Genomic DNA, 23,675 nt, shown 5'->3' on the forward strand with positions numbered 1-23,675 from the left:
AGACCACAGGAGTACACATGAACCGCAGTGAGCTGGTGGCCGCGCTGTCCGAGCGCGCCGAGGTGACCCGCAAGGACGCCGACGCCGTTCTGGCCGCCTTCGCCGAGATCGTCGGCGAGGTCGTCGCCAAGGGCGACGAGAAGGTCACCATCCCCGGTTTCCTGACCTTCGAGCGCACCCACCGCGCCGCCCGCACCGCCCGCAACCCGCAGACCGGTGAGCCGATCCAGATCGCGGCCGGCTACAGCGCCAAGGTGAGCGCGGGCTCCAAGCTGAAGGAAGCCGCCAAGGGCGCCTGAACCACCCCTTGAACGCCCGAGAGGCCGGGCTCCCCGTCTGGGGAGCCCGGCCTCTCGTCGTGGGGCCACGGGCCCACAGGCCCGTAGGCCTGTGGGCCCTGCGGGTCAGGCGTCGACCAGCTGCTCGGACGGCAGCTCGACGTGGGCGCCCAGGTCGCGCAGCTTGTCCATGAAGTTCTCGTAGCCGCGGTTGATCAGGTCGATGCCGTGCACGGTCGAGGTGCCCTCGGCCGCCAGCGCCGCGATCAGGTACGAGAAGCCGCCGCGCAGGTCGGGGATGACCAGCTCGGCGCCCATCAGCTTGGACGGGCCGGAGACGACCGCCGAGTGCAGGAAGTTGCGCGCGCCGAAGCGGCACGGGGTGGCGCCCAGGCACTCGCGGTACAGCTGGATGTGCGCACCCATCTGGTTGAGCGCGCCGGTGAAGCCGAGCCGCGACTCGTACACCGTCTCGTGGACGATGGACAGGCCGGTGGCCTGGGTCAGGGCGACGACCAGCGGCTGCTGCCAGTCGGTCTGGAAGCCCGGGTGCACGTCGGTCTCCAGGGCGATCGCCTTGAGCTCGCCGCCCGGGTGCCAGAAGCGGATGCCCTCGTCCTCCACCTCGAAGGCGCCGCCGACCTTCCGGAAGGTGTTCAGGAAGGTCATCATCTCCAGCTGGCGGGCGCCGCGGACGTAGATGTCGCCCCTGGTGGCCAGCGCCGCGCAGGCCCAGGAAGCGGCCTCCAGGCGGTCCGGCAGCGCGCGGTGGGTGTAGCCGCCCAGCTCGTCGACGCCGGTGATCAGGATGGTCCGGTCGGTGCCCAGAGTGATGATCGCGCCCATCTTCTGCAGCACGCAGATCAGGTCGACGATCTCCGGCTCGATGGCCGCGTTGCGCAGCTCGGTGACGCCCTCGGCGAGGACGGCGGTGAGCAGCACCTGCTCGGTCGCGCCGACCGAGGGGTAGGGCAGCTCGATCTTGGTGCCGCGCAGGCGCTGCTGGGCGACCAGGTAGGTGCCCTGCGGGTGCTTCTCGATGGTGGCGCCGAACTGGCGCAGCACCTCGAAGTGGAAGTCGACCGGGCGGCCGCCGATGTCGCAGCCGCCCAGGCCCGGGATGAAGGCGTGGCCGAGGCGGTGCAGCAGCGGGCCGCAGAACAGGATCGGGATCCGCGAGGAGCCCGCGTGCGCGTCGATGTCGGCGACGTTCGCACTCTCCACGTGCGACGGGTCGAGGATCAGCTCGCCGTCCTCGTCGCCGGTCCGCACGGTGACCCCGTGCAGCTGGAGCAGGCCGCGGACCACCTTGACGTCGCGGATGTCCGGGACGTTGCGCAGTCTGCTGGGGCCCTGGCCGAGGAGGGCGGCGACCATGGCCTTGGGCACCAGGTTCTTCGCACCGCGGACGCGGATCTCGCCTTCGAGCGGGTTTCCGCCGTGGACCAGCAGGACGTCGTCGGTCATCGTTCTCGCAATCCGGGGTGCCAGAGGGGTGGGAAGGCTCCGGTAGAGAGCCGGTGGTGGACCGGTTGGTACGGGCGCGCTCGGGCCCCCGGCAAAACCGAGTCGGCACCGTAGAAGGGCGTCCACCATCCGTAGATGGTAGTGGGCGTGCCGATGGTTCCCGTGAGCCTCTCCCGTGATGGTCCTCTCTCCGGGCTCGCTCCCGCCCGCCGGAGGGGCCGTTCGGGTGTTTGTCCGGCGTGGCGGGGTTTCGATCGTCGAGGTGTCCGACCCCGGCCGTTCTGCGGGATCATGTGGGCATGACGGCGGCCCACTCGCACGCAGGACGGTCCCACACCGGCCGTCTGCTCGTCGCGACGCCCCTGCTCACCGACCCGAACTTCGCCCGGGCGGTGGTGCTGCTCCTCGACCACGACGTCGAGGGGGCGCTCGGCGTGGTCCTCAACCGGCCGACGCCGGTCGAGGTGGGCAGCGTCCTGGACGGCTGGGGGCGGCTGGTCGGGCAGCCCGCCGTGGTGTTCCAGGGCGGACCGGTGGCGCTGGACTCGGCGCTCGGCCTCGCCGTGGCGCCGGGGGAGCCGGGCACCGGCGAGCCGCTCGGCTGGCGGCGGGTGCACGGCGCGATCGGCCTGGTGGACCTGGAGGCGCCGCCCGAGGTGCTGGCCGGCGAGCTGGGCGCGCTGCGGATCTTCGCCGGGTACGCAGGCTGGTCGCCGGGCCAGTTGGAGACGGAGCTGGGGAGCGGCGCCTGGTACCTGGTGGACTGCGAGCCGGGGGACATCTCCAGCCCGGAACCGGAGCGGCTGTGGCGCTCGGTGCTGCGCCGCCAGCGCGGCCCGCTGGCGCTGCTCGCGACCTATCCGGACGACCCGACGCTGAACTGACGTACGGGCCGCCGTCGCGATACTGGCCGGGTTTCGCGGGGCGCCCATAGACTTGGCACCTATGAGCACTCTTGAGCCCGAGCGCGGCCTCGGCACCGGCACCCTGGTCGAGCCAGTTCCCCAGGTGTCCCACGGGGACGGCGACCACGAGCGCTTCGCGCACTACGTCCAGAAGGACAAGATCATGGAGAGCGCGCTCTCCGGCTCGCCCGTGGTGGCGCTCTGCGGCAAGGTCTGGGTGCCCGGGCGCGACCCGAAGAAGTACCCGGTCTGCCCGATGTGCAAGGAGATCTACGACGGCATCGGCAAGCCGCAGGGCGGCGACGACAACAACGGCGGCAAGTAGTACCGGCCGCCTCGGGCCGGTGCCCGGCGCCGTTGTGCACGGTGTGATTGTGCACAGTGCCGTTTTGCATAGTGCCGAGTTTCCGAAGTGGTCTATGCCAGTCGTCCGGGGCGGGGGCAGGATGTCGGAATGGACCTCATTCCCGTGCCTTCGAGTGCCGTCCGCCGCCCGGACGAGGACTTCCCCCTCGACGACGCCACCACGCTGACCGCGCCGCCCGGGCTGGCCGACGCCGAGCGGTGGCTGCGCACCACGCTGACCGCGGCCACCGGTCTGCCGCTCGGCCCGGGCCGGCCGGGCACGGGCATCGAACTGGTCCAGGACGACGCGCTGGCCGCCGAGGCGTACCGGATCACGGTGCGCCCCGGCCACGCCCTGATGGCCGCGGGCGGGCCGGCCGGTGCGCTGTGGGGCGCGCAGACCCTGCGGCAGCTGCTCGGCCCGGACGCCTTCCGCCGGTCCCCGCTGCGCGGCACCGGCTGGGTGCTGCCCGGCGCGGACATCGAGGACGCCCCCCGGTTCGGCTGGCGCGGCGCGCTGCTCGACGTCGCCCGGCACTTCCTGCCCAAGTCGGACGTGCTGCGCTTCGTCGACCTGCTGGCCGCGCACAAGCTCAACGTGCTGCACCTGCACCTGACCGACGACCAGGGCTGGCGGGTGGAGATCAAGCGCTACCCCGGCCTGACCGAGCGCGGCGCCTGGCGGGACCGCTCGATGGTCGGCTACCGGGCCGGCCAGCGCCGCGACGACCGCCCGCACGGCGGCTACTACACCCAGGACGACCTGCGCGAGATCGTCGCCTACGCGGCCGCGCGCGGGGTCACCGTCGTCCCGGAGGTCGACCTGCCCGGGCACACCCAGGCCGCCGTCGCGGCCTACCCCGAGTTGGGCAACACCGACGTGGTGGACACCGCGGCGCTAGGCGTCTGGACGGACTGGGGCGTCAGCCACAACGTGCTCAACGCCTCCGAGGACACCCTGCGCTTCTTCGAGGGCGTGCTGGAGGAGGTCCTGGAGCTCTTCCCGTCCGAGTTCATCCACCTCGGCGGCGACGAGTGCCCCAAGGAGCAGTGGAAGGACAGCGCGGCCGCCCAGGCGCGGATCCGCGAGCTCGGCCTGGCCAACGAGGACGAGCTGCAGAGCTTCGTGATCCGGCACTTCGACCGCTGGCTGGCCGAGCGCGGCCGCCGGCTGATCGGCTGGGACGAGATCCTGGAGGGCGGGCTCGCCCCGGGCGCCGCCGTCTCCTCCTGGCGCGGGTTCGGCGGCGGGATCGCCGCGGCCAAGGCCGGGCACGACGTGGTGATGTGCCCCGAGCAGCACGTCTACTTCGACCACCGGCAGGCCGACGGCCCGGACGAGCCGATCCCGGTCGGCTTCGTGCGCACGCTGGAGGACGTGTACCGCTTCGAGCCGGTGCCCGGGCAACTGGACGAGACGGCCGCCCGGCACGTGATCGGCACCCAGGCCAACCTGTGGAGCGAGTTCATGGACAGCGCCCGGGACATCGACTACCGGGCCTTCCCCCGGCTGGTGGCCTTCGCCGAGGTCGCCTGGTCCGACCTGCCCACCGATCCGGCCGAGCGCGACTACGCCGGCTTCCAGCACCGGCTGGAGGCGCACCTGAAGGTGCTGGACGCGCTCGGCGTGGAGTACCGCCCGGCGGACGGCCCGCACCCCTGGCAGCGCTGGCCCGGGGTGGCCGGCCGGCCGATCGAGGGCCCGCCGCCGGTGCGCTGAGCGCGACGGACTCGCCCTTGCGGGAACTTCTGAGTGGTCATCTGACGTCAAGAACAGATGAACATCTGCCCAGGTCCGGTTCGGGCCTGGGCGGATACCGCCCGGTATCCGTCCCAATCGGGCAGTCCCGTTCACCTGCCCCGAAATGATCATCGAGCATTGTGTGCCAGAGTTGCCCAACCCGGCCCGATCGCCCGTACCCTACGGGCCAGGCCGGGCTGCTGACGCGGACACCACGGCCGAAGGCCGCGGGCGGCAGCCGATCGATGAGCAAGTGGAGCACGGTGGGACCCAGGTGAACCGGACGATCATGCTGCCGGCCTCCCTCGACGAGGCCGTCGACGCGCTGGCCGCCACCCCGGCCGCGGTACCGGTGGCCGGCGCCACCGACCTGATGGAAGCCGTCAACGCCGGACGGCTACGCCCCGCCGCCCTGGTCGGCCTCGGCCGGATCACCGAACTGCGCGGCTGGCGCTACGAGGACGGCGGCACCGCCGTCCTCGGCGCCGGACTCACCCACGCCCGGATGGACCGCCCCGACTTCGCCGCGCTCATCCCCGCGCTTGCGGACGCCGCCCGCACCGCCGGCCCGCCGCAGGTCCGCAACGTCGGCACCCTCGGCGGCAACATCGTCACCGCCGCCCCGGCCGGCGACACCCTCCCGGTGCTCACCGCCCTGGAGGCCAGCGTCACCCTCGCCCGGGCCGGCGCCAGCCGCGAGGTGCCGGTCAGTCACCTGCTCACCGGCCTCGACCCGGTGCGCCCCGGCGAACTCCTCACCTGGGTGCGCGTCCCGCTGCTGCACGCCCCGCAGGTCTTCCTCAAGGCCACCGGCCGCAGCGGCCCGGCCCGCGCCACCGCCTCCGTCGCGCTGGTCCTCGACCCCGCCCGGCGCGCCGTGCGCTGCGCGGTCGGCGCCGTCGCGCCCGTGCCGCTGCGCCCGCTGGAGGCCGAGGCCTGGGTCGCCGGCTGCATCGACTGGGACGGCAGCCGGGAGATCGACCCGGCCGCGACCGCCGCCTTCGGCGAGTACGTGGCCGCCGCCTGCGTCCCCGACAGCTACGGCGCCGAAGGCGCCTGGGAGGCCGCGACCGAGGGGCCGAGCGCGGCCGCCGTTCGGCTGCGGCGTACCGTATCGGTGCTGGCCCGACGGGCACTGGGAAGGGCGCTGAAGTGACCACAGACCCCATCGAGACCCTCGACGCCGACCCGCTCGGCCTCACCCCGCAGGTCAGCCGCGAGCTGCGCCCGTGCGCCTCGTACACCTTGCGGGTCAACGGTTTCGAACGGCCCGTCACCGACGCCTGGATCGGCGAGAGCCTGCTCTACGTGCTGCGCGAGCGGCTCGGCCTGGCCGGTGCCAAGGACGGCTGCGAGCAGGGCGAGTGCGGGGCCTGCTCGGTGCAGGTGGACGGCCAGCTGGTGGCCGGCTGCCTGGTGCCCGCCGCGCTGGCCGCCGACAGCGAGATCAACACCGTCGAGGGCCTGTCGGCCGCCGGCGGCGCGAGCGACGTCCAGCAGGCGCTGGCCGAGTCCGGCGCGGTGCAGTGCGGCTACTGCACCCCCGGCATGGCGATGGCGGTGCACGACCTGCTCCAGCGCAACCACCGCCCGACCGAGGTCGAGGCCCGCCAGGCGCTCTGCGGCAACCTCTGCCGCTGCACCGGCTACCGCGGCGTGCTGGCCGCCGTCCAGAGCATCGCCGACGCGCGCGCCGAGGACGTCGAGGAGGCGGAGGAGACGGCCGCCGCGACCGCCGCCCAGGCCGCCTCACCGGCCACCGACCAGCCCGCCGACCAGCCCGCCGGGGAAGCGGCCGCCGGACCGCAGCAGGCCGCCGAACCGCCGGTCTACGCCGACGCCGACGCCTGGATCGAGCACGTCCCGCAGCCGCCCGCCGAGCAGCCCCCGGCCGGCGCCGACCAGCCGTACGGCGACGGCCAGGGCGGCTACGACACCGGCGTGTACGACACCGCCGTCCTGACGCCGGTCCAGGGCATCCCCGCCCAGACCGCCGACGACCAGGTGTACTACCCGCCGCAGGGCTACCCCGAGCAGCCGTACCAGGGCACCCCCGCCCACGGCACCTACGTGCCCGGCGGCTACCCGCAGCAGAACGGCTACGACGCCGGGTACGACGCCCCGGTCTACGAACCCACCCCCGCGCACGGCACGCCGCTGCCCGGGGCCGCCTTCGACGGCACGCCCCCGCACGGCACGCCCTACGTCGCCACGCCCCCGCACGGCGATCCGGCCGGCGGCACCGCCCCGGCCGGCGTCCCGTACGGCGCCACCCCCGCCCACGGCATCCGGCTCCCCGAGGACGACCACGCATCATGACGTCGCCTACCGACATCGGCGCAGCACTCCAGCAGGACGGCGGCGAGGGCGGCGCACCGGAGCCGTTCGGCCTGGGCAGCTCACCGCTGCGCAGCGACGCGCTGCCCAAGGCGCTCGGCATCTACCCGTACGCGGCCGACCTGTGGGCCGAGGGGCTGCTCTGGGGCGCGGTGCTGCGCTCGCCGCACCCGCACGCCCGGATCAGGGGCATCGACACCGCGGCGGCGCTGGCGCTGCCCGGCGTGCACGCCGTGGTCACCGCCGCCGACCTGCCGCCCGGTCCGGACGGCGCCCCGGACGGCGCCCCGGCCGGGCCGATCGTCGCCGACCGGCCGGTGCTGGCCGCGGGCGTGGTGCGCCACCACGGCGAGCCGATCGCCGCGGTGGCCGCCGACCACCCGGACACCGCCCGGCTGGCGGTCGGTCTGATCGCGGTCGACTACGAGCCGCTGGAGGCCGTCACCGACCCCGAGCAGGCCTTCACCGCCCCGTCGCTGCACCCGGACGGCAACCTGTTCCGCCACCTGCCGCTGCGCACCGGGGATCCGGACGCGGCCGGCGAGATCATCATCGAGGGCCTCTACCAGGTCGGCCGTCAGGACCCGGCCCCGCTCGGCGCCGAGGCCGGGCTGGCCGTGCCGCGCCCGGACGGCGGCGTCGAACTGCACCTGTCCTCCACCGACCCGCACGGCGACCGCGACCGCACCGCCGCCTGCCTCGGTCTGGAGCCCGACCGGGTCCGGCTGGTGGTCACCGGCGTGCCCGGGGCCACCACCGACCGTGAGGACCTCTCCTTCCAGGTCACCCTGGCGCTGCTGGCGCTGCGCACCGGCCGCCCGGTGAAGATGACCCTCACCCGCGAGGAGTCCTTCCACACCCACCCCTCGCGCCACCCCGCGCTGCTGCGCTACCGCCACCACGCCGACGCCGAGGGCACCCTGGTGAAGGTCGAGGCGCAGATCCTGCTGGACGGCGGCGCGTACGCGGACGTCTCCGCCGAGGCGCTGGCCGCCGCCACCGCGTTCTCGGTCGGCCCGTACGTCTGCCCGAACGTCTTCGTGGACGCCTGGGCGGTGCGCACCAACAACCCGCCGGCCGGGCGGATGCGCGGCGAGGGCGCGTTGCAGGCCTGCTTCGCCTACGAGTCGCAGCTGGACCAGCTGGCCGCCCGGATCGGCGTGGACCCGGTGGAGATCCGCCGCCGCAACGCGATGGCCACCGGTGACCCGATGCCCACCGGACAGGCCGTCACCTGCCCGGCGCCGGTCGGCGCGCTGCTGGAGGCCGTCGCGGCCGAGCCGCTGCCGGCCCTGCCGGTGGACGACCCGGACGCCGAGTGGCTGCTGCCGGGCGGACCCGGTGGCGCCGGCGACCCGGCGGCGGTGCGGCGCGGGATCGGCTACGCCGTCGGCATGGTGCACATGCTCGGCGCCGAGGGCGAGGACGAGGTCTCCACCGCCACCGTGCGGGTCAGCGGCGACCACGCCACGGTGATCTGCGCGGCCGTCGACTCCGGACAGGGCTTCGCCACGCTGGCCCGGCAGATCGTGCAGACCGTGCTGGGCGTCAGCGAGGTGTACATCGCGCCGGCCGACAGCGACCAGTCCATCGCCGGTCCCTCCGCCCGCGGCCGGCACACCTGGGTCTCCGGCGGCGCCGTCGAGCGCGCCGCGCTGATGGTCCGCCACCAGCTGCTGCAGCCGATCGCCGCCAACTTCGGGATGTCGGTGGAACTGCTGCAGATCGCCGACGGCAAGATCACCTCGTACGACGGGGTGCTCGGCATGCCGGTCGCCGAGGCGCTGGAGGGCAAGGAGCTCTGGGCGACGGCCCAGTGCCGCCCGCACCCCACCGAGCCGCTGGACGAGTCCGGGCAGGGCGACGCCTTCGTGTCGATCGCGTTCTGCGCGATGCGCGCGGTGGTGGACGTGGACATCGAGCTGGGCGCCGTCCGGGTGGTCGAGATGACGGTCGCCCAGGACGTCGGCCGGGCGCTGAACCCGCGGCAGATCGAGGACCGGATCGAGGCGGGCGTGGCCCAGGGCGTCGGCCTGGCGCTGCTGGAGGACCTGCGCACCGAGGGCGGCGTGCTGCTGAACCCCTCGCTCACCGGCTACCGGCTGCCCACCGCGCTGGACACCCCGCAGGTGCGGATCGCCGCCCTGCTGGAGGAGCGGGACGTGGTCGCCACCTTCGGGGCCAAGGCGGTCAGCGCCGCCCCCGCGGTGGTCGCCCCGGCGGCCGTGGCCGCCGCCGTCCGGGCGGCCACCGGCCTGCCGGTCGGCCGGCTGCCGATCCGGCCGGAGGACGCGGTCGCGGTCTGACGGGCGGGGGCGGCGGTTTCGGCCGACCGCCCCGGAAATGGCGGAAACAGGAATTGCCGGTCGACGGAATGTCGACCGGCAATTCCATTTCCGGCGAGGCCATGACGGGAATCGAACCCGTGTACACCGCTTTGCAGACGGTTCCCTAAGCCACTCGGGCACACGGCCAGTGAATTCATAGTGGCGGAATGCGCGGGGGGCCGTCAACGGTGGAATGTAAATTCTGTATGGCGGCTTGTGCTACGGTCGGAACCAGGTGGTCGGTTGCCCGGCCGCCCCGGACGAGCGCGTCGTACCCGGTGACGACAAGACGGCGCAGTTCAGCGGCAATCCGGCCGCTGTGGACTGCGGAGGTAGGCCGTCATGGCATGGCTCGTTCTGATCATCTCGGGTGTCCTGGAGACCGTGTGGGCGGTGGCCCTGGAGTCGTCCAAGGGCTTTTCCCGGCTCACCCCCAGCCTCGTCTTCGGTGTGACCCTGCTGCTGAGCATGGGCGGGCTGGCGTACGCGATGCGCACCATTCCGATCGGCACCGGCTACGCGGTCTGGGTCGGCATCGGCGCGGTCGGCACCGCGCTCTACGGCATGGCCGTCCTGGGGGACGCGGTGACGGCGGCCCGGATCGGCTGCCTGCTGCTCATCGTCTCCGGCGTGGTCGGCCTGAAGGTGCTCCACTGACCGCCGGCTGAGCTTCCCCCTGACCCTGGTCCTAAGCCCTGCGGACTAGCTGATCACCGACTCGGGTCAGGGGTCATGAAGCCGGACGGCCCTTACGATGTTACGTATGACCACTGCCTCCCCCACCTCGGTCGACTCCGCCCCGATACCCTCCGAACCCGACCCCGGTGGCGGGGTCCTCAGTGGCCGCTACCGCGCTCTGACGCTGGGGATCGTGTCGGTGGTCCTGGTGATCGCCTTCGAGGCGACCGCCGTCAACACCGCGATGCCGACCGCGGCCCGCCAGTTGAACGGCATCGGGCTGTACGCCTTCGCCTTCTCCGGCTACTTCACCACCACGCTGTTCGCGCTGGTCGTCTCCGGGCAGTGGTGCGACCGGCGCGGGCCGTTGCAGCCGCTGTTCACCGGCATCGCGGTGTTCGGCGTGGGCCTGGTGGTGGCCGGGACGGCGCCGGGCATGTGGGTGTTCGTGGCCGGGCGGGCGGTCCAGGGCCTGGGCGGCGGGCTGGTGATCGTCGCGCTGTACGTGGTGGTCGGCCGGGCGTACCCGGAGCGGCTGCGGCCGGCGGTGTTCGCGGCCTTCTCCTCGGCCTGGGTGCTGCCCTCGATCATCGGGCCGCTGGTCTCCGGCGCGATCACCCAGCACCTCGGCTGGCGCTGGGTGTTCCTGGCCGTGCCGGTGCTGATCCTGCTGCCGCTGGCCGTGATGGGCCCCGCGCTGACCCGCTCCGAGCGGGAGCACCCGGTGGCCAGGGGCGCGGAGTTCGACCGCCGGCGCACCCTGCTGGCCGCGATGGCGGCGCTCGGTGCCGGCCTGCTGCAGTACGCGGGCGGGCGGCACGACCTGATCGGGCTGCTCCCCGGGACCGTCGGGGCGGCGCTGCTGGTGCCGGCCGTCCTGGGGCTGTTGCCCGAGCGGACCCTGCGGGCCGGTCGGGGGCTGCCGGCGGTGATCCTGCTGCGCGGACTGGCGGCCGGGGCGTTCCTCGGGGCCGAGGCCTTCGTCCCGCTGATGATGACCACCGAGCGCGGCCTCTCGCCGACGATGTCGGGGCTCACCCTGACCAGCGGCGGGCTCACCTGGGCGCTGGGCTCCTGGCTGCAGGGGCGGCCGGGGGCGGAGCGCTACCGCGAGGCGATGATCCGGGGCGGGTTCGTGCTGACCGCAGTGGCGATCGCGGGCGCCGCGCTGGTGCTGGTCCCGGCGGTGCCGGCCTGGGTGGCGGCGGTGGCCTGGGGCGTCGGCGGCATCGGGATGGGACTGACGGTCGCGAGCGTCAGCGTGCTGATGATGAAGCTCTCCGCGCCGGAGGACGCCGGGGTGAACTCGGCGGCCCTGCAGATGAGTGATGCGCTGGGCAACGTCCTGCTGACGGGCCTGGCGGGGGTGATGTTCGCGGTGCTGGGCGGCGGTTCGCTCGCCGCCGCCCACGAGGGTGCCGGGGCCGCCGGCTCGTCCGGTGCCGCCGGGTCGCCCTTGGCGTTCGCGGTGATCCTGCTGGCCATGGCCGGCGTGGCGCTGCTGGGGGCGCTGCTCTCCGGCCGGGTCCGGACCAGGTCCTGAGGGTCAGCCGCCGGCGGCGGGCACCGGCGGTGCCCCGGGGGTGCCGAGGAAGGCCTCCCAGCCGCCGGTCGGCGCCTGGCCCGGGGCGAGGCCCTGGAGTTTGCGCAGCACCGCCGGGTCCTGGGCGTCCAGCCAGTCCACCAGTTGGCGGAACGAGACCAGCCGGACCTCCGGCTTGTCCGCGATGGTCCGGAGGACGTCCTCGACGGCGTTCATGTAGATGCCGCCGTTCCACTCCTCGAAGTGGTTGCCGATGACGTAGGGCGCCCGGTTGCCGTTGTAGGTGCGGTCGAAGCCCAGCAGGTAGGAGTCGCGGGCCTGGGCCTGGAAGCCCGGGTAGAGCGCCGGGTCGGCCTTGGTGTTGGGGCCGCACTGGTTGTACATGATGTTGTAGTCCATCGACAGCACCTGGAAGGTGTGCCCGGGGAAGGGGATGGACTGCAGCGGGAGGTCCCAGAGCGCGCCGCCCTGGATCTTCTGCGGCCACACCTGGGTGCCGTTGCCGCTGCTGTCGTAGCGCCAGCCGCGCTTGACCGCGGTGGGCAGCAGGTTGCGCTGGCCCTCCAGGCAGGGGGTGCGGCTGCCGATCAGCTCCCTGTGGTAGTCGAAGGGCAGCGCCGGCAGGTCGGTGAAGCCGGTGTTGGTGCGCCAGTTCGTCACGAAGTCCATGGCCTGCTGGATCTCGCTGTCCCACTCCTCCGGGGACCACTTGCCGACGCCGGTGGAGCCGCAGAAGTGGCCGTTGAAGTGGGTGCCGATCTCGTGGCCCTCCAGCCAGGCCGCGTGCACGTTCTCCAGGGTGTCGTGGATGTGCTGGTCGGTGAGGTAGCCGATCTCGGAGGCGCCGACCTTGTGCTGCGGGGGGCGGTAGAGGTCCTTCTTGGACTCGGGCAGCAGGTAGAGGCCGCTGAGGAAGAAGGTCATCGAGGCGTTGTGCTCCTGCGCCAGCCGGCGGAAGCGGGCGAACAGGCCGTTGTCGAGTTCGCCGGCGCCGTCCCAGGAGAAGACCACGAACTGCGGCGGCCTCTCGCCGGCTTTGAGCCGCTCGGGGGTGGGCTGGTGGGGCTGGGCCCCGGTGTCGGAGGTGGAGCCGTCGCCGATCAGGACGGCCTGCGGCTCGGCGGTGTCCGTGGGGCCGGCACTCTGGTCGACGGCCGCGCCGATGGGGGGGACGGCCGAGCCGATCATCGGCTTGTCGGCGCTGTTGCTTCCACAGCCGGTCGCCAGGGTGGCGGCGGAGGCCGCACCGGCGGCCAGCAGGGTGCGGCGGGAGAGAGCGGCCATGGTCACTCCGTTCATGAGGCGTTCGGCAGGCGTACAGGCGTGCGGAAATCCGGTCGGACAAGTGGGGTGATAGAACCCGTGACCGGGTCAGCATGCCAGCTGGGCCCGATCGGTCGACGAGGCGCCACCCGCGGTCGTCATCGATCGCCCGATTGACGCAACCGGACAGGCCCCCCGCGCCGTCGAAGCTCGTACCGAGGCGTTCCGGTGGCGCCGTCACCTGGGAAACGGCCGTCGCGTTCCGTCACCGGGTGCCCACTGGGCGCACGGATTCGGGCGATTGCCCTGCCGAACGGGGGGTGTCATTACGCCCATCGTGTGGACGTGCTTTAAGGTCCGATCCGATTGAATTGTTTCCCAGGAAACTCCCAGGATCGGGAATCCGTCGGTAGAGGGGAGCGCCCGTGGGCGTCCAGCAGAGCAGGAGCCCGTGGCCGGGCACCCTGGCGGCCGGTGCCGCGCTGGTACTCGGCGCCTGGCTGCTGCACGACGGCGGGCAGGGCGCGCTGCCGCCCGCCCCCGGCAGCACGCAGACGCTGTCCGGCTTCGCCCCGGTCTCCGTCGCCCCGCCACTGGGCCCGTCCGACCCCACCCGCATCCGCATCCCGGCCGTCCGGCTGGACGCCCCGGTCACCGCGCTCGGCCTCGACCCCGACGGCCACCTCCAGGCCCCGCCCGAGGCGGACCGCAACCTGGCGGGCTGGTACCGCGGCGGGGCCAGCCCCGGGCAGCGCGGCACCGCCATCCTGGCCGGGCACGTCGACAACAAGGCCGGCCCGGCCGTCTTCTACAACCTGGGGGCGCTCCGGCGCGGAGACCGGATCGAGATCGCCCGCGCGGACGGCGCCGTCGCCGTCTACCAGCTGTACGCCATCGAAGTGCACGACCGAAAGGACTTCCCGGACGACCGGGTCTACCGCCAGGCCGCCGACGCTCAGCTGCGGGTCATCACCTGCGGCGGCGCGTACAGCGCCGAGCACGGCTACGAGGGCAACGTCGTCGCCTACGGCTTCCTGGCCGACACCACCCGGCCGGGCAAAGCCGCATGACCACGCTGACCCTCGCCACCCGCTGGAACCCGATCGACTGGCCGCTCACCCACGGCCCGATCCCGTACGCCGTGCTCGCCGCGGGCTGGGGGTCGCTGGTCCTGCTCGCGTTCTCCCGCCACGAACGCTGGCGGGCCCCGCGCCTCTTCGGCGCCCTGATGCTGGCCGGAACGCTCACCGCCCTGGTGAAGCTCGGCGTCGACGGCTGGTGGCACCCCTTCCCGGAGGGCACACCGGACTTCGTCCTGCGCTGGATAGCCGTCGCGCTGTTCGCGATATCCCTGGTCTGCTTCCGCGCGCCGCTGCTCGCCGTCCGCCGGCGGCTGCTGGCGACCGGAGCCGCCGTCCTGGTGCTGCTGATGGCCGCCTCGCAGGTCAACCGGGGCTTCGACCAGTACCCGACCGCCCGGGCCATGCTGGTGCCCGAGATCCAGGCGCTGACCACGGGCAAGGTGGCCAGCACCGTCGCCGCCTCGCCCGGCAAGCCCGTCGAGGAGCTCTGGCACGCGCCGCCCGGCCTGCCCGCGAAGGGCACCCTCTCCACCGTGACCATCCCCGGGGCCAAGTCCGGCTTCACGGCCCGCGACGGGTACGTCTACCTGCCGCCCGCCTACCAGGCCAACCCCCGGCCGCTGCTGCCCGTCGTGGTGCTGCTGCCCGGCCAGCCCGGCGCCCCGGTGGACTGGATCACCTCCGGGGCCATCCAGGAGACCCTGGACGCCTTCGCCGCCGACCACCAGGGCCTGGCCCCGATCGTGGTGGTCGCCGACCCCACCGGCAGCCCGTTCACCAACACGCTCTGCATGGACTCCCGGATCGCCAAGGCGCACACCTACCTGGCCACCGACGTCCCGGACTGGATCCACCACAACCTGCAGACCGCCACCGGCCGGGGCGCCTTCGCCATCGGCGGGCTCTCGCTCGGCGGCACCTGCTCGCTCCAGCTGGCCGTCAACGCGCCCGGGGTCTACGGCACCTTCCTGGACATCTCCGGCCAGGACGAGCCGACCCTGGGCGACCGCGGCGAGACCGTCGACAAGGCCTTCGGCGGTGACGAGGCCGCGTTCGACGCCGTCGACCCGGTGCACGTCATGGCCCGGCAGAAGTTCCCCGACACCGCAGGCATGTTCGTGGTCGGCGCCAACGACCCGGACTTCCGACCCATGCAGGAGAAGGCCTATGCGGCGGCACAGGCGGCCGGAATGAAGGTCGGCTACCAGACCATCCCCGGCTGGCACAGCTGGGTGGTGTTCCGCCAGGCCTTCGAACAGAATCTGACCTGGCTCTCCCAGCAGACCGGACTGATCCGGTGATCCGGCTCCCCGCGGCCCCCGCGCCGGCCAAGGAGCAGGAGTGGCCGTCGGACCGCGCGCCGGTCGCCGGAACGCCGGAGCCGCGCCCGCAGCGGGCCTGGCGAGCCACCCGGACGTTCGGCGTGTGGCTGCGCTCGGCGCCGCTCACCCTGGTGCTGCTGGCCGGGCTCTGGGCGCTCGGCGCGGCCACCGGCAGCCTGGCCCACGGGCCGTCCGAGCGGCTGCTCGACCGGATCGGCGTCGGCGTGCCCACGCTCGCCGAGGGCCACTGGTGGACGCCGTTCACCTCGCTGTTCTGGTGCTCCGGCCTGGGCTCGTACGTGTTCACCAGCCTGCTGCTGGTCCTGGTCGGCCCGGCCGCCGAGCACCGGCTCGGGTGGCTGCGCACGCTCGCGGTACTGGTCGGCGGGCAGCTGGCGGGCACCCTGCTCGGCACCGGGCTGATCGCGGTCGGCTCCCGGGTCGGCGAGCAGTGGACCGTCTCGGTGGCCGACCAGACCTCGGTCGGCCCCGGCGTCGGCCTGTTCGCGCTGGCCGGGGTGCTCGGCTACCGGCTCACCGTGCTCTGGCGCCGCCGGCTGCACCTGCTGGTGCTGCTCGCCCCGCTGGTCATGACGCTCTACGTGGGCCACCTGCAGAGCGTCCAGCGGTGCGCCGCCGCGTTCGTCGGGCTGGGCGCCGGCGCGCTGCTCGCCCGGGGCGGGCTGCACCTGCGCACCCACCGCTCCTCGCACTCCGAGACCCGGGTGCTGGTGGCGCTCTGCCTGGTCGCCGCCGCCCTCGGGCCGCTGATCGCCTCGCTGTACGACAACGCCAGCGGGCCGTTCAACACCTTCTCCGAGCTGTACTTCTCGCACCGGCTCAGCCCGGAGGAGGTGGCCGACTTCTGCGCGCTGTCGGCGCACGACTGCGCCCGCGCGCACGCCGTCGAGCGGATCTTCGACACCCCGGGCCGGCTGATGGCCGCGCTGTTCCCGGCGCTGCTGCTGGTCCTGGCCGAGGGGCTGCGCCGGGGGCTGCGGCTCGCCTGGCGGATCACCGTCGCCACCGAGCTGCTCTGGGCGGCGCTGCTGGGCTGGCTGTACCTCGACTCCGGCCCGGTCAGCGGCGACGTGGTCCAGTACTTCGTCGAGGCGCTGCTGCTGCCGCTGCTCACCCTGGGCCTGCTGCTGGCCACCCGGCAGCGCTTCCGGCTGCGGCTGGCCGGCCGGGCGGTGCTGCGGCTGGGCGCGCTGCTCGGCGGCGCCGCCCTGGCGGCCTCGGCCGCGTACGTGGGGCTCGGGCGCCTCGCGGCCGACCAGTTCGAGCCGGGGGCGAACATCCGCCGGCTGCTGCACGGGCTGCCCGCGCAGTTCCTGCCGCCCGCCTACAACGACCTGCTGCCGGACTACCCGATCGCGGTCGGCCCGGTGGCGCTGTTCCTGGAGACGTACTGCGGGCTGGCCTTCTGGGTGGTCGCGCTGACCGCGCTGCTGCTGGCCTTCCGCCGGCCGGTGCTGCACACCGACGCGGAGGCGGCCGCCCGGGCCAGGGCGCTGCTCACCGCGTACGGCGGCGGGACGCTGTCCTTCATCACCACCTGGGACGGCAACCACTACTGGTTCGACGAGGAGGGCCGGGCGGCCGTCGCCTACCGGGTGCACAACACGGTGGCGCTGACCACCGGCGACCCGTTCGGCGCGCCGGAGGCCCGGGCCCGGGCAGTGGCCGGGTTCGCCCGGTTCTGCGACCAACGCGGCTGGACCCCGTGCTTCTACAGCGTCTCCCCGCAGACCCGGGAGGCCACCGCGCAGCTCGGCTGGCGCTCGGTGCAGGTCGCCGAGGACACCGTGGTGGCGCTGCCCGAGCTGGCCTTCACCGGCCGCAAGTGGCAGGACATCCGGACCGCGCTGAACAAGGCCGGCAAGCAGGGCATCACCGCCGAGTGGTGGTCCCACCACGAGGCGCCGCGCGCGCTGCGGGACCAGATCCGGGCGATCTCCGAGGAGTGGGTCTCCGAGAAGGGCCTGCCCGAGATGGGCTTCACGCTCGGCGGACTGGAGGAGCTGGACGACCCGGACGTGCGGGTGCTGATCGCGGTGGACGAGCAGCGCGTCGTGCACGGGCTGACCAGCTGGATGCCGGTGTACGAGAACGGCGTGCCAGTCGGCTGGACGCTGGACTTCATGCGCCGGCGCTCGGACGGCTTCCGCGGCGTCAACGAGTTCCTGATCGCCTCGGCCGCGCTGGGCTTCAAGGAGGAGGGTGCGCGCTTCCTGTCGCTGTCCGGCGCGCCGCTGGCCCGCTCCGGGCAGGACGAGGAGCCCTCCGGCCTGCAGCGGATGCTGGACTGGATGGGACGGGTGCTGGAGCCGGTGTACGGCTTCCGCTCGCTGCTCGCGTTCAAGTCGAAGTTCCAGCCGGAGTACCGGCCGATGTACATGGCCTACCCCGACCCCGCCGCGCTGCCGAGCATCACCCGGGCGATCGGCAAGGCGTACCTGCCGCACCTGACGCCGGCACAGGGCGTCCGGCTGATGCGCAGGCTGTCGGGCTGAGGCGCCCCGGGCCCCGGACCCGGGTGACGGCCGGAAGCGCGGTGGCGCCCCCGGACGCCGGCCCCGCGCGCCGCTCAGCCGAGCAGTTCGGCGAGCGCGCGGTCGGCGTCCAGGTGCAGGTGCTCCTCGCCCTCGGGGACGAGCAGCCGGCTGCGCCACAGGAAGCGGCGCAGGTCGGTGGTGTCGAACTGGAGCAGCGCGGTGCCCTCCGGCGCCCGCAGTTCGACCATGGTGCGCCGGCCGACCGCGGGCCGGACGTGGACGTCGCCGACGCCGGCCGGCAGCTCCAGGCCGGCCGAGAGCAGCTGGCGGGCGAAGACCCAGACGATGTCGTCGGCGCCGTCCGCGCCCGCGCCCGCGCCGCCGTCCGCCGGTTCGTCCAGCGAGAACTCGGCGGGGAAGGCCATCCGGACGGCGAGCGGGTCCTCCGGCAGGTAGCTCAGGACCACCCGCAGCCGGACGGAGCGGTGGAGCGAGAGGATCAGACGGGCCTGGACGGTCTCTTCGGCGGCGGTGTGCACGGCGAGTCCCTTCGGGTCGGTGTGAGGCCGGTCGACAAGGGGGAGGGTTGGGGCGGCCTCACCCTGGTGAGAGTCCCGGGACCGGCCGTGATTACTCGGTTTCGGAACCGATCGGATGTGATCCGGGTCACGTCGATTTCCGGCCGCCCGGGCCCGGCGCGGAGCCTCGCCTGGCCGCCCCGACGGCGCCGGGCCGGTACGCTGGGCGGGTTGTCCGATCGCCGCCCTTCCGCGGGGCGGGGCTGAGAAACCGCCCCTGACCTGCGATGATCCCCCCTCGGAGACCGTGAGTACTGCCGCCGCCTCCTCGATGCCGCTGTTCTCCGACGTGTCGGAGCCGCAGGCGCCCGCCCGGGGTGCCGGACCCGCCGCGTCCGCCGCCTCGCACCACCTCTCGCCGGCCTTCCCCGGCCGCGCCCCCTGGGGCACCGCGGGCAAGCTGCGGGCCTGGCAGCAGGGCGCGCTGGACAGGTACATCGAGACGCAGCCGCGCGACTTCCTCGCGGTCGCCACCCCGGGCGCCGGTAAGACCACCTTCGCGCTCACCCTGGCCTCGTACCTGCTGCACAACCACCTGGTGCAGCAGGTGACCGTCGTCGCGCCGACCGAGCACCTGAAGAAGCAGTGGGCCGAGGCCGCCGCGCGGATAGGCATCCGGCTCGACCCGGCCTACTCCTCCGGCCCGCTCTCCCGGGACTACCACGGCATCGTGGTCACCTACGCGGGCGTCGGGGTCAACCCGATGCTGCACCGCAACCGGACCGAGGCGCGCAAGACCCTCGTGATCATGGACGAGATCCACCACGCCGGCGACTCCAAGTCCTGGGGCGAGGCCTGCTTCGAGGCCTTCGAGCCGGCCACCCGCCGCCTGGCGCTGACCGGGACGCCGTTCCGCTCCGACACCAACCCGATCCCGTTCGTCCAGTACGAGGCCGGCGGCGACGGCATCCGCAAGTCCGTCGCCGACTACACCTACGGCTACGGGCACGCGCTCGCCGACCACGTCGTCCGCCCGGTGATCTTCCTCAGCTACAGCGGCAACATGCGCTGGCGCACCAAGTCCGGTGACGAGCTGGAGGCCCGGCTCGGCGAGCCGATGACCAAGGACCTGATCGCCCAGGCCTGGCGCACCGCGCTGGCCCCGCAGGGCGAGTGGATCCCGTCCGTGCTGCAGGCCGCCGACCGGCGGCTGTCCGAGGTCCGCAAGGCGATCCCGGACGCCGGCGGGCTGGTCATCGCCACCGACCAGAACACCGCGCGCGCCTACGCCAAGATCCTGCGCGAGATCTCCGGCGAGAAGGCCACCGTGGTGCTCTCCGACGAGACCGAGGCCTCCCAGCGGATCTCCGACTACGCGGCCGGGGACTCGCGCTGGATGGTCGCGGTCCGGATGGTGTCCGAAGGCGTCGACGTGCCCCGGCTGTGCGTCGGGGTGTACGCCACCTCGATCTCCACCCCGCTGTTCTTCGCCCAGGCCGTCGGCCGCTTCGTACGAGCCCGCAAGCGCGGCGAGACCGCCTCGGTGTTCCTGCCGACCATCCCGACGCTGCTCGGCTTCGCCAACGAGATGGAGGTCCAGCGCGACCACGTGCTGGACCGGCCGAAGAAGGAGGGCGAGGGCCTCTTCGACGAGGAGGACCGGCTGCTCGCCGAGGCCGAGCGGGCCAACGACGGGCCGGACGGCGCGGGCGGCGACGAGTTCTCCTACGAGGCGATCGGCTCCGACGCGGTCTTCGACCGGGTGCTGTACAACTCCATGGAGTTCGGCATGCAGGCCCACCCGGGGAGCGAGGAGGAGGACGACTACCTCGGCATCCCGGGCCTGCTGGAGCCGGACCAGGTGCAGATGCTGCTGCAGAAGCGCCAGCACCGGCAGATCCAGCGCAGCAAGGGCAAGCCCGCCGAGGAGGCCGACCTGCTGGAGCTGCCGGCCGAACAGCGGCCGGTCGTCACCCACCAGGAACTCCGGGAGCTGCGCAAGGAGCTGAACGCGCTGGTGGCCGCCTGGCACCACCGCACCGACCAGCCGCACGGAACCGTCCACAACGAGCTGCGCCGCCAGTGCGGCGGCCCGCTGACCGCGCAGGCCACCGCGAACCAGCTGAAGGCGCGGATCGCCAAGATCCGCGAGTGGGCGAAGTAGCCGCGGAATCAGTCGCGGGAACGGCACGGCGCGCGGCCGCGGGCCGGCCGCCCCGCTCCCGTGTGTCCGGACTCCGGAGCGCGGCCGGACCCGCGCGCTGACGGGCCCGGAGAAATACGGGCATTTGTCCCGGTTCCGTCGCGCTGTTGAGAACGATCACGCCCGAATTTTGGACAACCACTTCCGTCACGACATTTCCTTCACTACCTTTCCCCCACGCTCTTCCACCGGGCAACCCCCACAGGACGGGCGCCGCAGGACCGCACGCACGTCAAGGACGACACCGCGAGCGGTCCGAGCGCGGCCACCCCACCTGCGCGCGACACCGAACCCGGTCCGGCGCCGCCTGCCCCCGCGAGCGCCGCGGAAAGGATGCCCGTCGTGACTGCCGAGACCTCCCAGACCCTGGACCGTGGCGTCCGGGTCCTCAAACTCCTCGCCGACTCCGAGCGCGGGCTCACCGTCACCGAGCTGGCCGCCCGACTGGCCGTCAACCGCACCGTCGTCTACCGGCTGCTGGCCACCCTGGAACAGCACGGCCTGGTCCGCCGGGACATCGGCGGCCGCGCCCGGGTCGGCCTGGGCGTCCTGCGCCTGGCCCACCGCGTGCACCCGCTGCTGCGCGAGGCCGCGCTGCCGGCCCTGCGCAGCCTGGCCGAGGACCTCGGCGCCACCGCCCACCTCACCCTGGTGGACGGCAACGAGGCGCTGGCCGTCGCCGTGGTCGAGCCGAGCTGGACCGACTTCCACGTCGCCTACCGCACCGGGCTGCGCCACCCGCTCGGCGAGAGCGCCGCCGGCCGGGCCATCCTGGAGGCGCGCACCTTCCCCAGCCAGCGCCGGCCGGAGCAGGGCTTCGTCATCACCCGTGCGGAGGAGCAGTCCGGGGCCTGCGGCGCGGCCGCCGCGCTGATCGGACTGAGCGGCATCGAGGGCAGCGTCGGCGTGGTGATGCTGAACGGGATGGTCCCCGAGCGGGTCGGCCCCCGGGTGGTGGAGGCGGCGACCGAGGTGGCCGACGCGCTGCGGTAGGCCGGCACGGGCCCCGGTGTGTTTGGATTCCCCTTGTGTCCGACACCAAGCTGCCCAAGGCCCTCACCTCCCCGCGGACCCGCGCGCTCACGCTCTGCGGGGTGCTGGTCGCCGCGCTGTTCGGCGTGGCCGCCTTCGTCCCGCTGCCGTACACGCTGACCTGGCCGGGCCTGACCGCGGACACCCTCGGCACGTACAAGGACAAGCCGGTCCTCACCGTGACCGGGGCGCCGCTGCGCACCACCGAGGGCGAGCTGCGGATGGTCACCATCTCGGCCACCAACCCGGGCGAGAAGACCACCTTCTGGCGCGCGCTCCAGGCCTGGTTCGACCAGGACGAGGCGGTGCGCCCGACCGACACGGTCTACCAGCCGGGCGACCCGACCAAGGCCGAGGAGCAGACCGCCCAGCAGATGGCCGAGTCGCAGAACAGCGCCACCGCCGCCGCGCTCGGCTACCTCCACCTCTCGCCGGACCAGGTCAAGGTGAAGGTCGACCTGGGTGACGTCGGCGGCCCGAGCGCCGGGCAGATGCTGGCGCTGGGCATCATCGACAAGCTCGCCGGCGACGGCAAGGGCGGCGACCTCACCGGCGGGCTCACGATCGCGGGCACCGGCACCATCGACGACCAGGGCGTCGTCGGCGCGGTCGGCGGCGTCCCGCTCAAGACCCAGGCGGCCGCCCGGGACGGCGCGACGGTGTTCCTGCTGCCCAAGGACGAGTGCACGGACGCCAAGGTCAACACGCCCAAGGCGCTGCGCCTGGTGCCGGTCGGCACGCTCGGCGAGGCGGTCTCGGCACTGGAGGCGCTGAAGAGCGGCGGCAGCGTCCCCAGCTGCTGACCGGGGCGCAGGCCGCTGCCGCCGGGCGCGGGCCCTACTCGGCGGCGGCCTGGTCCACCAGCGGCAGGATGCGGTACGGCACCGGGTTCTCCAGCGCGATCGCGGTGGCCGAGCGGACGATCCCGTCGAAGCCCACCACCCGGTCGATCACCCGTTGCAGATCGGCGTTGGAGCGGGCCACGATCCGCACCATCATGTCCCCGGCCCCGGTGATGGTGTGCAGTTCCAGCACCTCCGGCACGCTCGCCAGGTGCGCCCGGACGTCGGCGCCCTGGCCCTGGGAGATCTCCAGGGTGGCGAAGGCCGTCACCGGGTAGCCGAGCGCCGCCGGGTCGACCTCCGGGCCGAAGCCGCCGATCACCCCCTTGGCCTGCAACCGGTCCAGCCGGGCCTGCACGGTGCCCCGGGCGACCTGGAGCCGGCGCGAGCACTCCAGCACCCCGATCCGGGGCTCCTCGGCGAGCAGCCGGATCAGCCGGCCGTCCAGTGTGTCGATCGAGTCGTTCCCGCCGCTTGTCCCGGGGGCGGCCGAAGCGCCCGGCGGAGCGGGGGAGTTGGGCGAGCCGGGGGAGCTCGGGGACTGGGCGTGGGGCATCGCGGCTCCGTCCTCCGGTGGGCATTGTGTACAGCGGCGCCGCCGATTCTCCCGCCCCGGCGCACAGCTTGACCAGGAGGAAACGGAACAGTTGCGCGCCGGTCGGCTCGGCGCCACCCTCCAGCCACAACGCCGTGCGCCGGGCCCCACACCGGCGCACGGTCGCACCCGCCGTGGTCCGCACGCCTACCGGGAGGGCCGTCATGACCGACACCGCCGCCGAACCCGTCCTGCTCGCCGCAGGACTTGGAGAGTCCGCCCCCCTCCCGATGGGCCGCGCCGACGCGGTGGTCTTCGCGGTCGGCGACGCCGAGCGGGCCGCCCGCCGCTACACCGCCGCGCTCGGGCTGCGCTGTACCGCGTACGCCGGGCCGGAGACCGGGGAGCCGGAGACGGTCTCGTACGTGCTGGACGCGCCCGGGACCAGGATCGTGCTCACCTCGCTGGTCCAGGTGATCGGCCCGCGCGGCCGGGAGCTGGCCGCGCACCTCGCCCGGCACGGGGACGGGGTGCTGGACCTCGCGGTGAGCGTGCCGGACGTCTTCTACGCGTACGACTACGCGGTGGACCGGGGCGCCCTGTCGCTGGCCGAGCCGTACGAGGCACGGGACCGCTTCGGCACGGTGGTGCTCGCGACGATCGGGGTGCCGGGCGGGACCAGGCACACCCTGGTCGACCGGTCCGGCTACGCCGGGCCGTACCTGCCGGGGTACCTGCCGTTCGAGACCTGGTGAGGGG

20 protein-coding genes, 1 tRNA gene and 1 riboswitch are annotated in these 23,675 nt (G+C 73.6%); of the genes, 16 read left to right on the top strand and 5 right to left on the bottom strand.

From position 1 onward, the window contains the following. Nucleotides 1-17 precede the first annotated feature (17 nt). Complete coding sequence (locus tag ACFWPT_RS04710; protein WP_030059737.1) at nt 18-299, top strand: HU family DNA-binding protein; 282 nt, start codon at nt 18-20, stop codon at nt 297-299. A gap of 105 nt (nt 300-404) precedes the next feature. Here ACFWPT_RS04710 and murA read toward each other — a convergent pair whose 3' ends face one another. Further along, complete coding sequence (murA, locus tag ACFWPT_RS04715; protein WP_063349179.1) at nt 405-1,745, bottom strand: UDP-N-acetylglucosamine 1-carboxyvinyltransferase; 1,341 nt, start codon at nt 1,743-1,745, stop codon at nt 405-407. A gap of 299 nt (nt 1,746-2,044) precedes the next feature. On the opposite strand from murA, the gene ACFWPT_RS04720 reads away from it, so the two are divergent. The 6 genes from ACFWPT_RS04720 to ACFWPT_RS04745 all read left to right on the top strand — a co-directional run bounded on the left by ACFWPT_RS04720 (nt 2,045) and on the right by ACFWPT_RS04745 (nt 9,379). After that, the gene (locus ACFWPT_RS04720; RefSeq protein ID WP_063349180.1) at nt 2,045-2,629 is read left to right on the top strand and encodes a YqgE/AlgH family protein; all 585 of its coding nucleotides are present in this window, start codon (nt 2,045-2,047) and stop codon (nt 2,627-2,629) included. 61 nt (nt 2,630-2,690) lie between these two features. After that, nucleotides 2,691-2,975 (top strand): DUF3039 domain-containing protein, encoded by a 285-nt coding sequence (locus ACFWPT_RS04725; protein WP_063349181.1) that lies wholly within the window; start codon nt 2,691-2,693, stop codon nt 2,973-2,975. A 129-nt stretch (nt 2,976-3,104) separates the two neighbouring features. Next, a complete protein-coding gene (locus ACFWPT_RS04730) occupies nt 3,105-4,715 on the top strand; it encodes a beta-N-acetylhexosaminidase (protein WP_380479573.1) in 1,611 nt (536 codons plus the stop codon). 310 nt (nt 4,716-5,025) lie between these two features. After that, a complete protein-coding gene (locus tag ACFWPT_RS04735; RefSeq protein ID WP_363370383.1) occupies nt 5,026-5,892 on the top strand; it encodes an FAD binding domain-containing protein in 867 nt (288 codons plus the stop codon). Beyond that, nucleotides 5,889-7,055 carry a 2Fe-2S iron-sulfur cluster-binding protein gene (locus tag ACFWPT_RS04740; RefSeq protein ID WP_380479575.1) on the top strand — a complete coding sequence of 389 codons (1,167 nt, stop codon included), beginning with the start codon at nt 5,889-5,891 and terminating at the stop codon, nt 7,053-7,055. Before ACFWPT_RS04735 ends, ACFWPT_RS04740 begins: the two co-directional genes overlap by 4 nt. Next, complete coding sequence (locus tag ACFWPT_RS04745; RefSeq protein WP_363370322.1) at nt 7,052-9,379, top strand: xanthine dehydrogenase family protein molybdopterin-binding subunit; 2,328 nt, start codon at nt 7,052-7,054, stop codon at nt 9,377-9,379. Before ACFWPT_RS04740 ends, ACFWPT_RS04745 begins: the two co-directional genes overlap by 4 nt. A gap of 96 nt (nt 9,380-9,475) precedes the next feature. Here ACFWPT_RS04745 and ACFWPT_RS04750 read toward each other — a convergent pair. Then, nucleotides 9,476-9,547 (bottom strand) — tRNA-Cys (locus ACFWPT_RS04750). 85 nt (nt 9,548-9,632) lie between these two features. After that, a riboswitch (guanidine-III (ykkC-III) riboswitch) is annotated at nt 9,633-9,699 on the top strand. A 43-nt stretch (nt 9,700-9,742) separates the two neighbouring features. Here ACFWPT_RS04750 and ACFWPT_RS04755 point away from each other — a divergent pair. Together ACFWPT_RS04755 and ACFWPT_RS04760 are read left to right on the top strand one after the other, a co-directional pair. Next, nucleotides 9,743-10,057, top strand: a complete 315-nt coding sequence (locus ACFWPT_RS04755; protein WP_063349183.1) for a multidrug efflux SMR transporter — start codon at nt 9,743-9,745, stop codon at nt 10,055-10,057. A gap of 106 nt (nt 10,058-10,163) precedes the next feature. Then, the gene (locus ACFWPT_RS04760; RefSeq protein WP_380479577.1) at nt 10,164-11,621 is read left to right on the top strand and encodes an MFS transporter; all 1,458 of its coding nucleotides are present in this window, start codon (nt 10,164-10,166) and stop codon (nt 11,619-11,621) included. A 3-nt stretch (nt 11,622-11,624) separates the two neighbouring features. Here ACFWPT_RS04760 and ACFWPT_RS04765 read toward each other — a convergent pair whose 3' ends face one another. After that, the gene (locus tag ACFWPT_RS04765) at nt 11,625-12,905 is read right to left on the bottom strand and encodes a hypothetical protein (RefSeq protein ID WP_380479579.1); all 1,281 of its coding nucleotides are present in this window, start codon (nt 12,903-12,905) and stop codon (nt 11,625-11,627) included. 404 nt (nt 12,906-13,309) lie between these two features. On the opposite strand from ACFWPT_RS04765, the gene ACFWPT_RS04770 reads away from it, so the two are divergent. The 3 genes from ACFWPT_RS04770 to ACFWPT_RS04780 are packed head-to-tail and all read left to right on the top strand — an operon-like array spanning nt 13,310 to nt 17,804. Beyond that, the gene (locus ACFWPT_RS04770; RefSeq protein ID WP_063349186.1) at nt 13,310-13,954 is read left to right on the top strand and encodes a class F sortase; all 645 of its coding nucleotides are present in this window, start codon (nt 13,310-13,312) and stop codon (nt 13,952-13,954) included. Continuing rightward, a complete protein-coding gene (locus ACFWPT_RS04775; RefSeq protein WP_063349187.1) occupies nt 13,951-15,267 on the top strand; it encodes an alpha/beta hydrolase family protein in 1,317 nt (438 codons plus the stop codon). Before ACFWPT_RS04770 ends, ACFWPT_RS04775 begins: the two co-directional genes overlap by 4 nt. Continuing rightward, complete coding sequence (locus ACFWPT_RS04780; RefSeq protein WP_380479581.1) at nt 15,264-17,804, top strand: phosphatidylglycerol lysyltransferase domain-containing protein; 2,541 nt, start codon at nt 15,264-15,266, stop codon at nt 17,802-17,804. The genes ACFWPT_RS04775 and ACFWPT_RS04780 overlap by 4 nt, the downstream gene beginning before the upstream one ends. A gap of 74 nt (nt 17,805-17,878) precedes the next feature. On the opposite strand, the gene ACFWPT_RS04785 is transcribed toward ACFWPT_RS04780, so the two are convergent. Continuing rightward, nucleotides 17,879-18,325, bottom strand: a complete 447-nt coding sequence (locus tag ACFWPT_RS04785) for an SsgA family sporulation/cell division regulator (RefSeq protein WP_380378159.1) — start codon at nt 18,323-18,325, stop codon at nt 17,879-17,881. Between the two features lie 310 nt (nt 18,326-18,635). Between ACFWPT_RS04785 and ACFWPT_RS04790 the strand changes: the two genes are divergently transcribed. From ACFWPT_RS04790 to ACFWPT_RS04800, 3 genes are all read left to right on the top strand, one after another. Beyond that, nucleotides 18,636-20,468: a DEAD/DEAH box helicase gene (locus ACFWPT_RS04790; protein WP_063349189.1), complete on the top strand. Its 1,833-nt coding sequence runs from the start codon at nt 18,636-18,638 to the stop codon at nt 20,466-20,468. Between the two features lie 381 nt (nt 20,469-20,849). Next, entirely contained in the window at nt 20,850-21,500 is a 651-nt protein-coding gene (locus ACFWPT_RS04795) for an IclR family transcriptional regulator (protein ID WP_063349190.1), read from the top strand. A gap of 35 nt (nt 21,501-21,535) precedes the next feature. Continuing rightward, nucleotides 21,536-22,342 (top strand): S16 family serine protease, encoded by an 807-nt coding sequence (locus ACFWPT_RS04800; RefSeq protein WP_380479583.1) that lies wholly within the window; start codon nt 21,536-21,538, stop codon nt 22,340-22,342. A gap of 34 nt (nt 22,343-22,376) precedes the next feature. Here the strand turns inward: ACFWPT_RS04800 and ACFWPT_RS04805 are convergent, their stop codons facing one another. After that, on the bottom strand, nt 22,377-22,937 hold the full coding sequence (locus ACFWPT_RS04805) for an Lrp/AsnC family transcriptional regulator (RefSeq protein ID WP_380479585.1): 561 nt from the start codon (nt 22,935-22,937) through the stop codon (nt 22,377-22,379). A 203-nt stretch (nt 22,938-23,140) separates the two neighbouring features. Here ACFWPT_RS04805 and ACFWPT_RS04810 point away from each other — a divergent pair, with 203 nt between their 5' ends. After that, nucleotides 23,141-23,671: a VOC family protein gene (locus ACFWPT_RS04810; protein ID WP_063349191.1), complete on the top strand. Its 531-nt coding sequence runs from the start codon at nt 23,141-23,143 to the stop codon at nt 23,669-23,671. Nucleotides 23,672-23,675 lie beyond the last annotated feature (4 nt).

This window comes from Kitasatospora sp. NPDC058478 (genome assembly GCF_042720345.1).
GTDB lineage: Bacteria > Actinomycetota > Actinomycetes > Streptomycetales > Streptomycetaceae > Kitasatospora.

Bases quoted from the DNA above. Each gene is read 5' to 3' on its own strand.
- ACFWPT_RS04710 (WP_030059737.1), top strand. From the start codon at position 18: ATGAACCGCAGTGAGCTGGTGGCCGCGCTGTCCGAGCGCGCCGAGGTG.
- murA (WP_063349179.1), bottom strand. From the start codon at position 1,745: ATGACCGACGACGTCCTGCTGGTCCACGGCGGAAACCCGCTCGAAGGC.
- ACFWPT_RS04720 (WP_063349180.1), top strand. From the start codon at position 2,045: ATGACGGCGGCCCACTCGCACGCAGGACGGTCCCACACCGGCCGTCTG.
- ACFWPT_RS04725 (WP_063349181.1), top strand. From the start codon at position 2,691: ATGAGCACTCTTGAGCCCGAGCGCGGCCTCGGCACCGGCACCCTGGTC.
- ACFWPT_RS04730 (WP_380479573.1), top strand. From the start codon at position 3,105: ATGGACCTCATTCCCGTGCCTTCGAGTGCCGTCCGCCGCCCGGACGAG.
- ACFWPT_RS04735 (WP_363370383.1), top strand. From the start codon at position 5,026: ATGCTGCCGGCCTCCCTCGACGAGGCCGTCGACGCGCTGGCCGCCACC.
- ACFWPT_RS04745 (WP_363370322.1), top strand. From the start codon at position 7,052: ATGACGTCGCCTACCGACATCGGCGCAGCACTCCAGCAGGACGGCGGC.
- ACFWPT_RS04755 (WP_063349183.1), top strand. From the start codon at position 9,743: ATGGCATGGCTCGTTCTGATCATCTCGGGTGTCCTGGAGACCGTGTGG.
- ACFWPT_RS04760 (WP_380479577.1), top strand. From the start codon at position 10,164: ATGACCACTGCCTCCCCCACCTCGGTCGACTCCGCCCCGATACCCTCC.
- ACFWPT_RS04765 (WP_380479579.1), bottom strand. From the start codon at position 12,905: ATGGCCGCTCTCTCCCGCCGCACCCTGCTGGCCGCCGGTGCGGCCTCC.
- ACFWPT_RS04775 (WP_063349187.1), top strand. From the start codon at position 13,951: ATGACCACGCTGACCCTCGCCACCCGCTGGAACCCGATCGACTGGCCG.
- ACFWPT_RS04790 (WP_063349189.1), top strand. From the start codon at position 18,636: ATGCCGCTGTTCTCCGACGTGTCGGAGCCGCAGGCGCCCGCCCGGGGT.
- ACFWPT_RS04805 (WP_380479585.1), bottom strand. From the start codon at position 22,937: ATGCCCCACGCCCAGTCCCCGAGCTCCCCCGGCTCGCCCAACTCCCCC.
- ACFWPT_RS04810 (WP_063349191.1), top strand. From the start codon at position 23,141: ATGACCGACACCGCCGCCGAACCCGTCCTGCTCGCCGCAGGACTTGGA.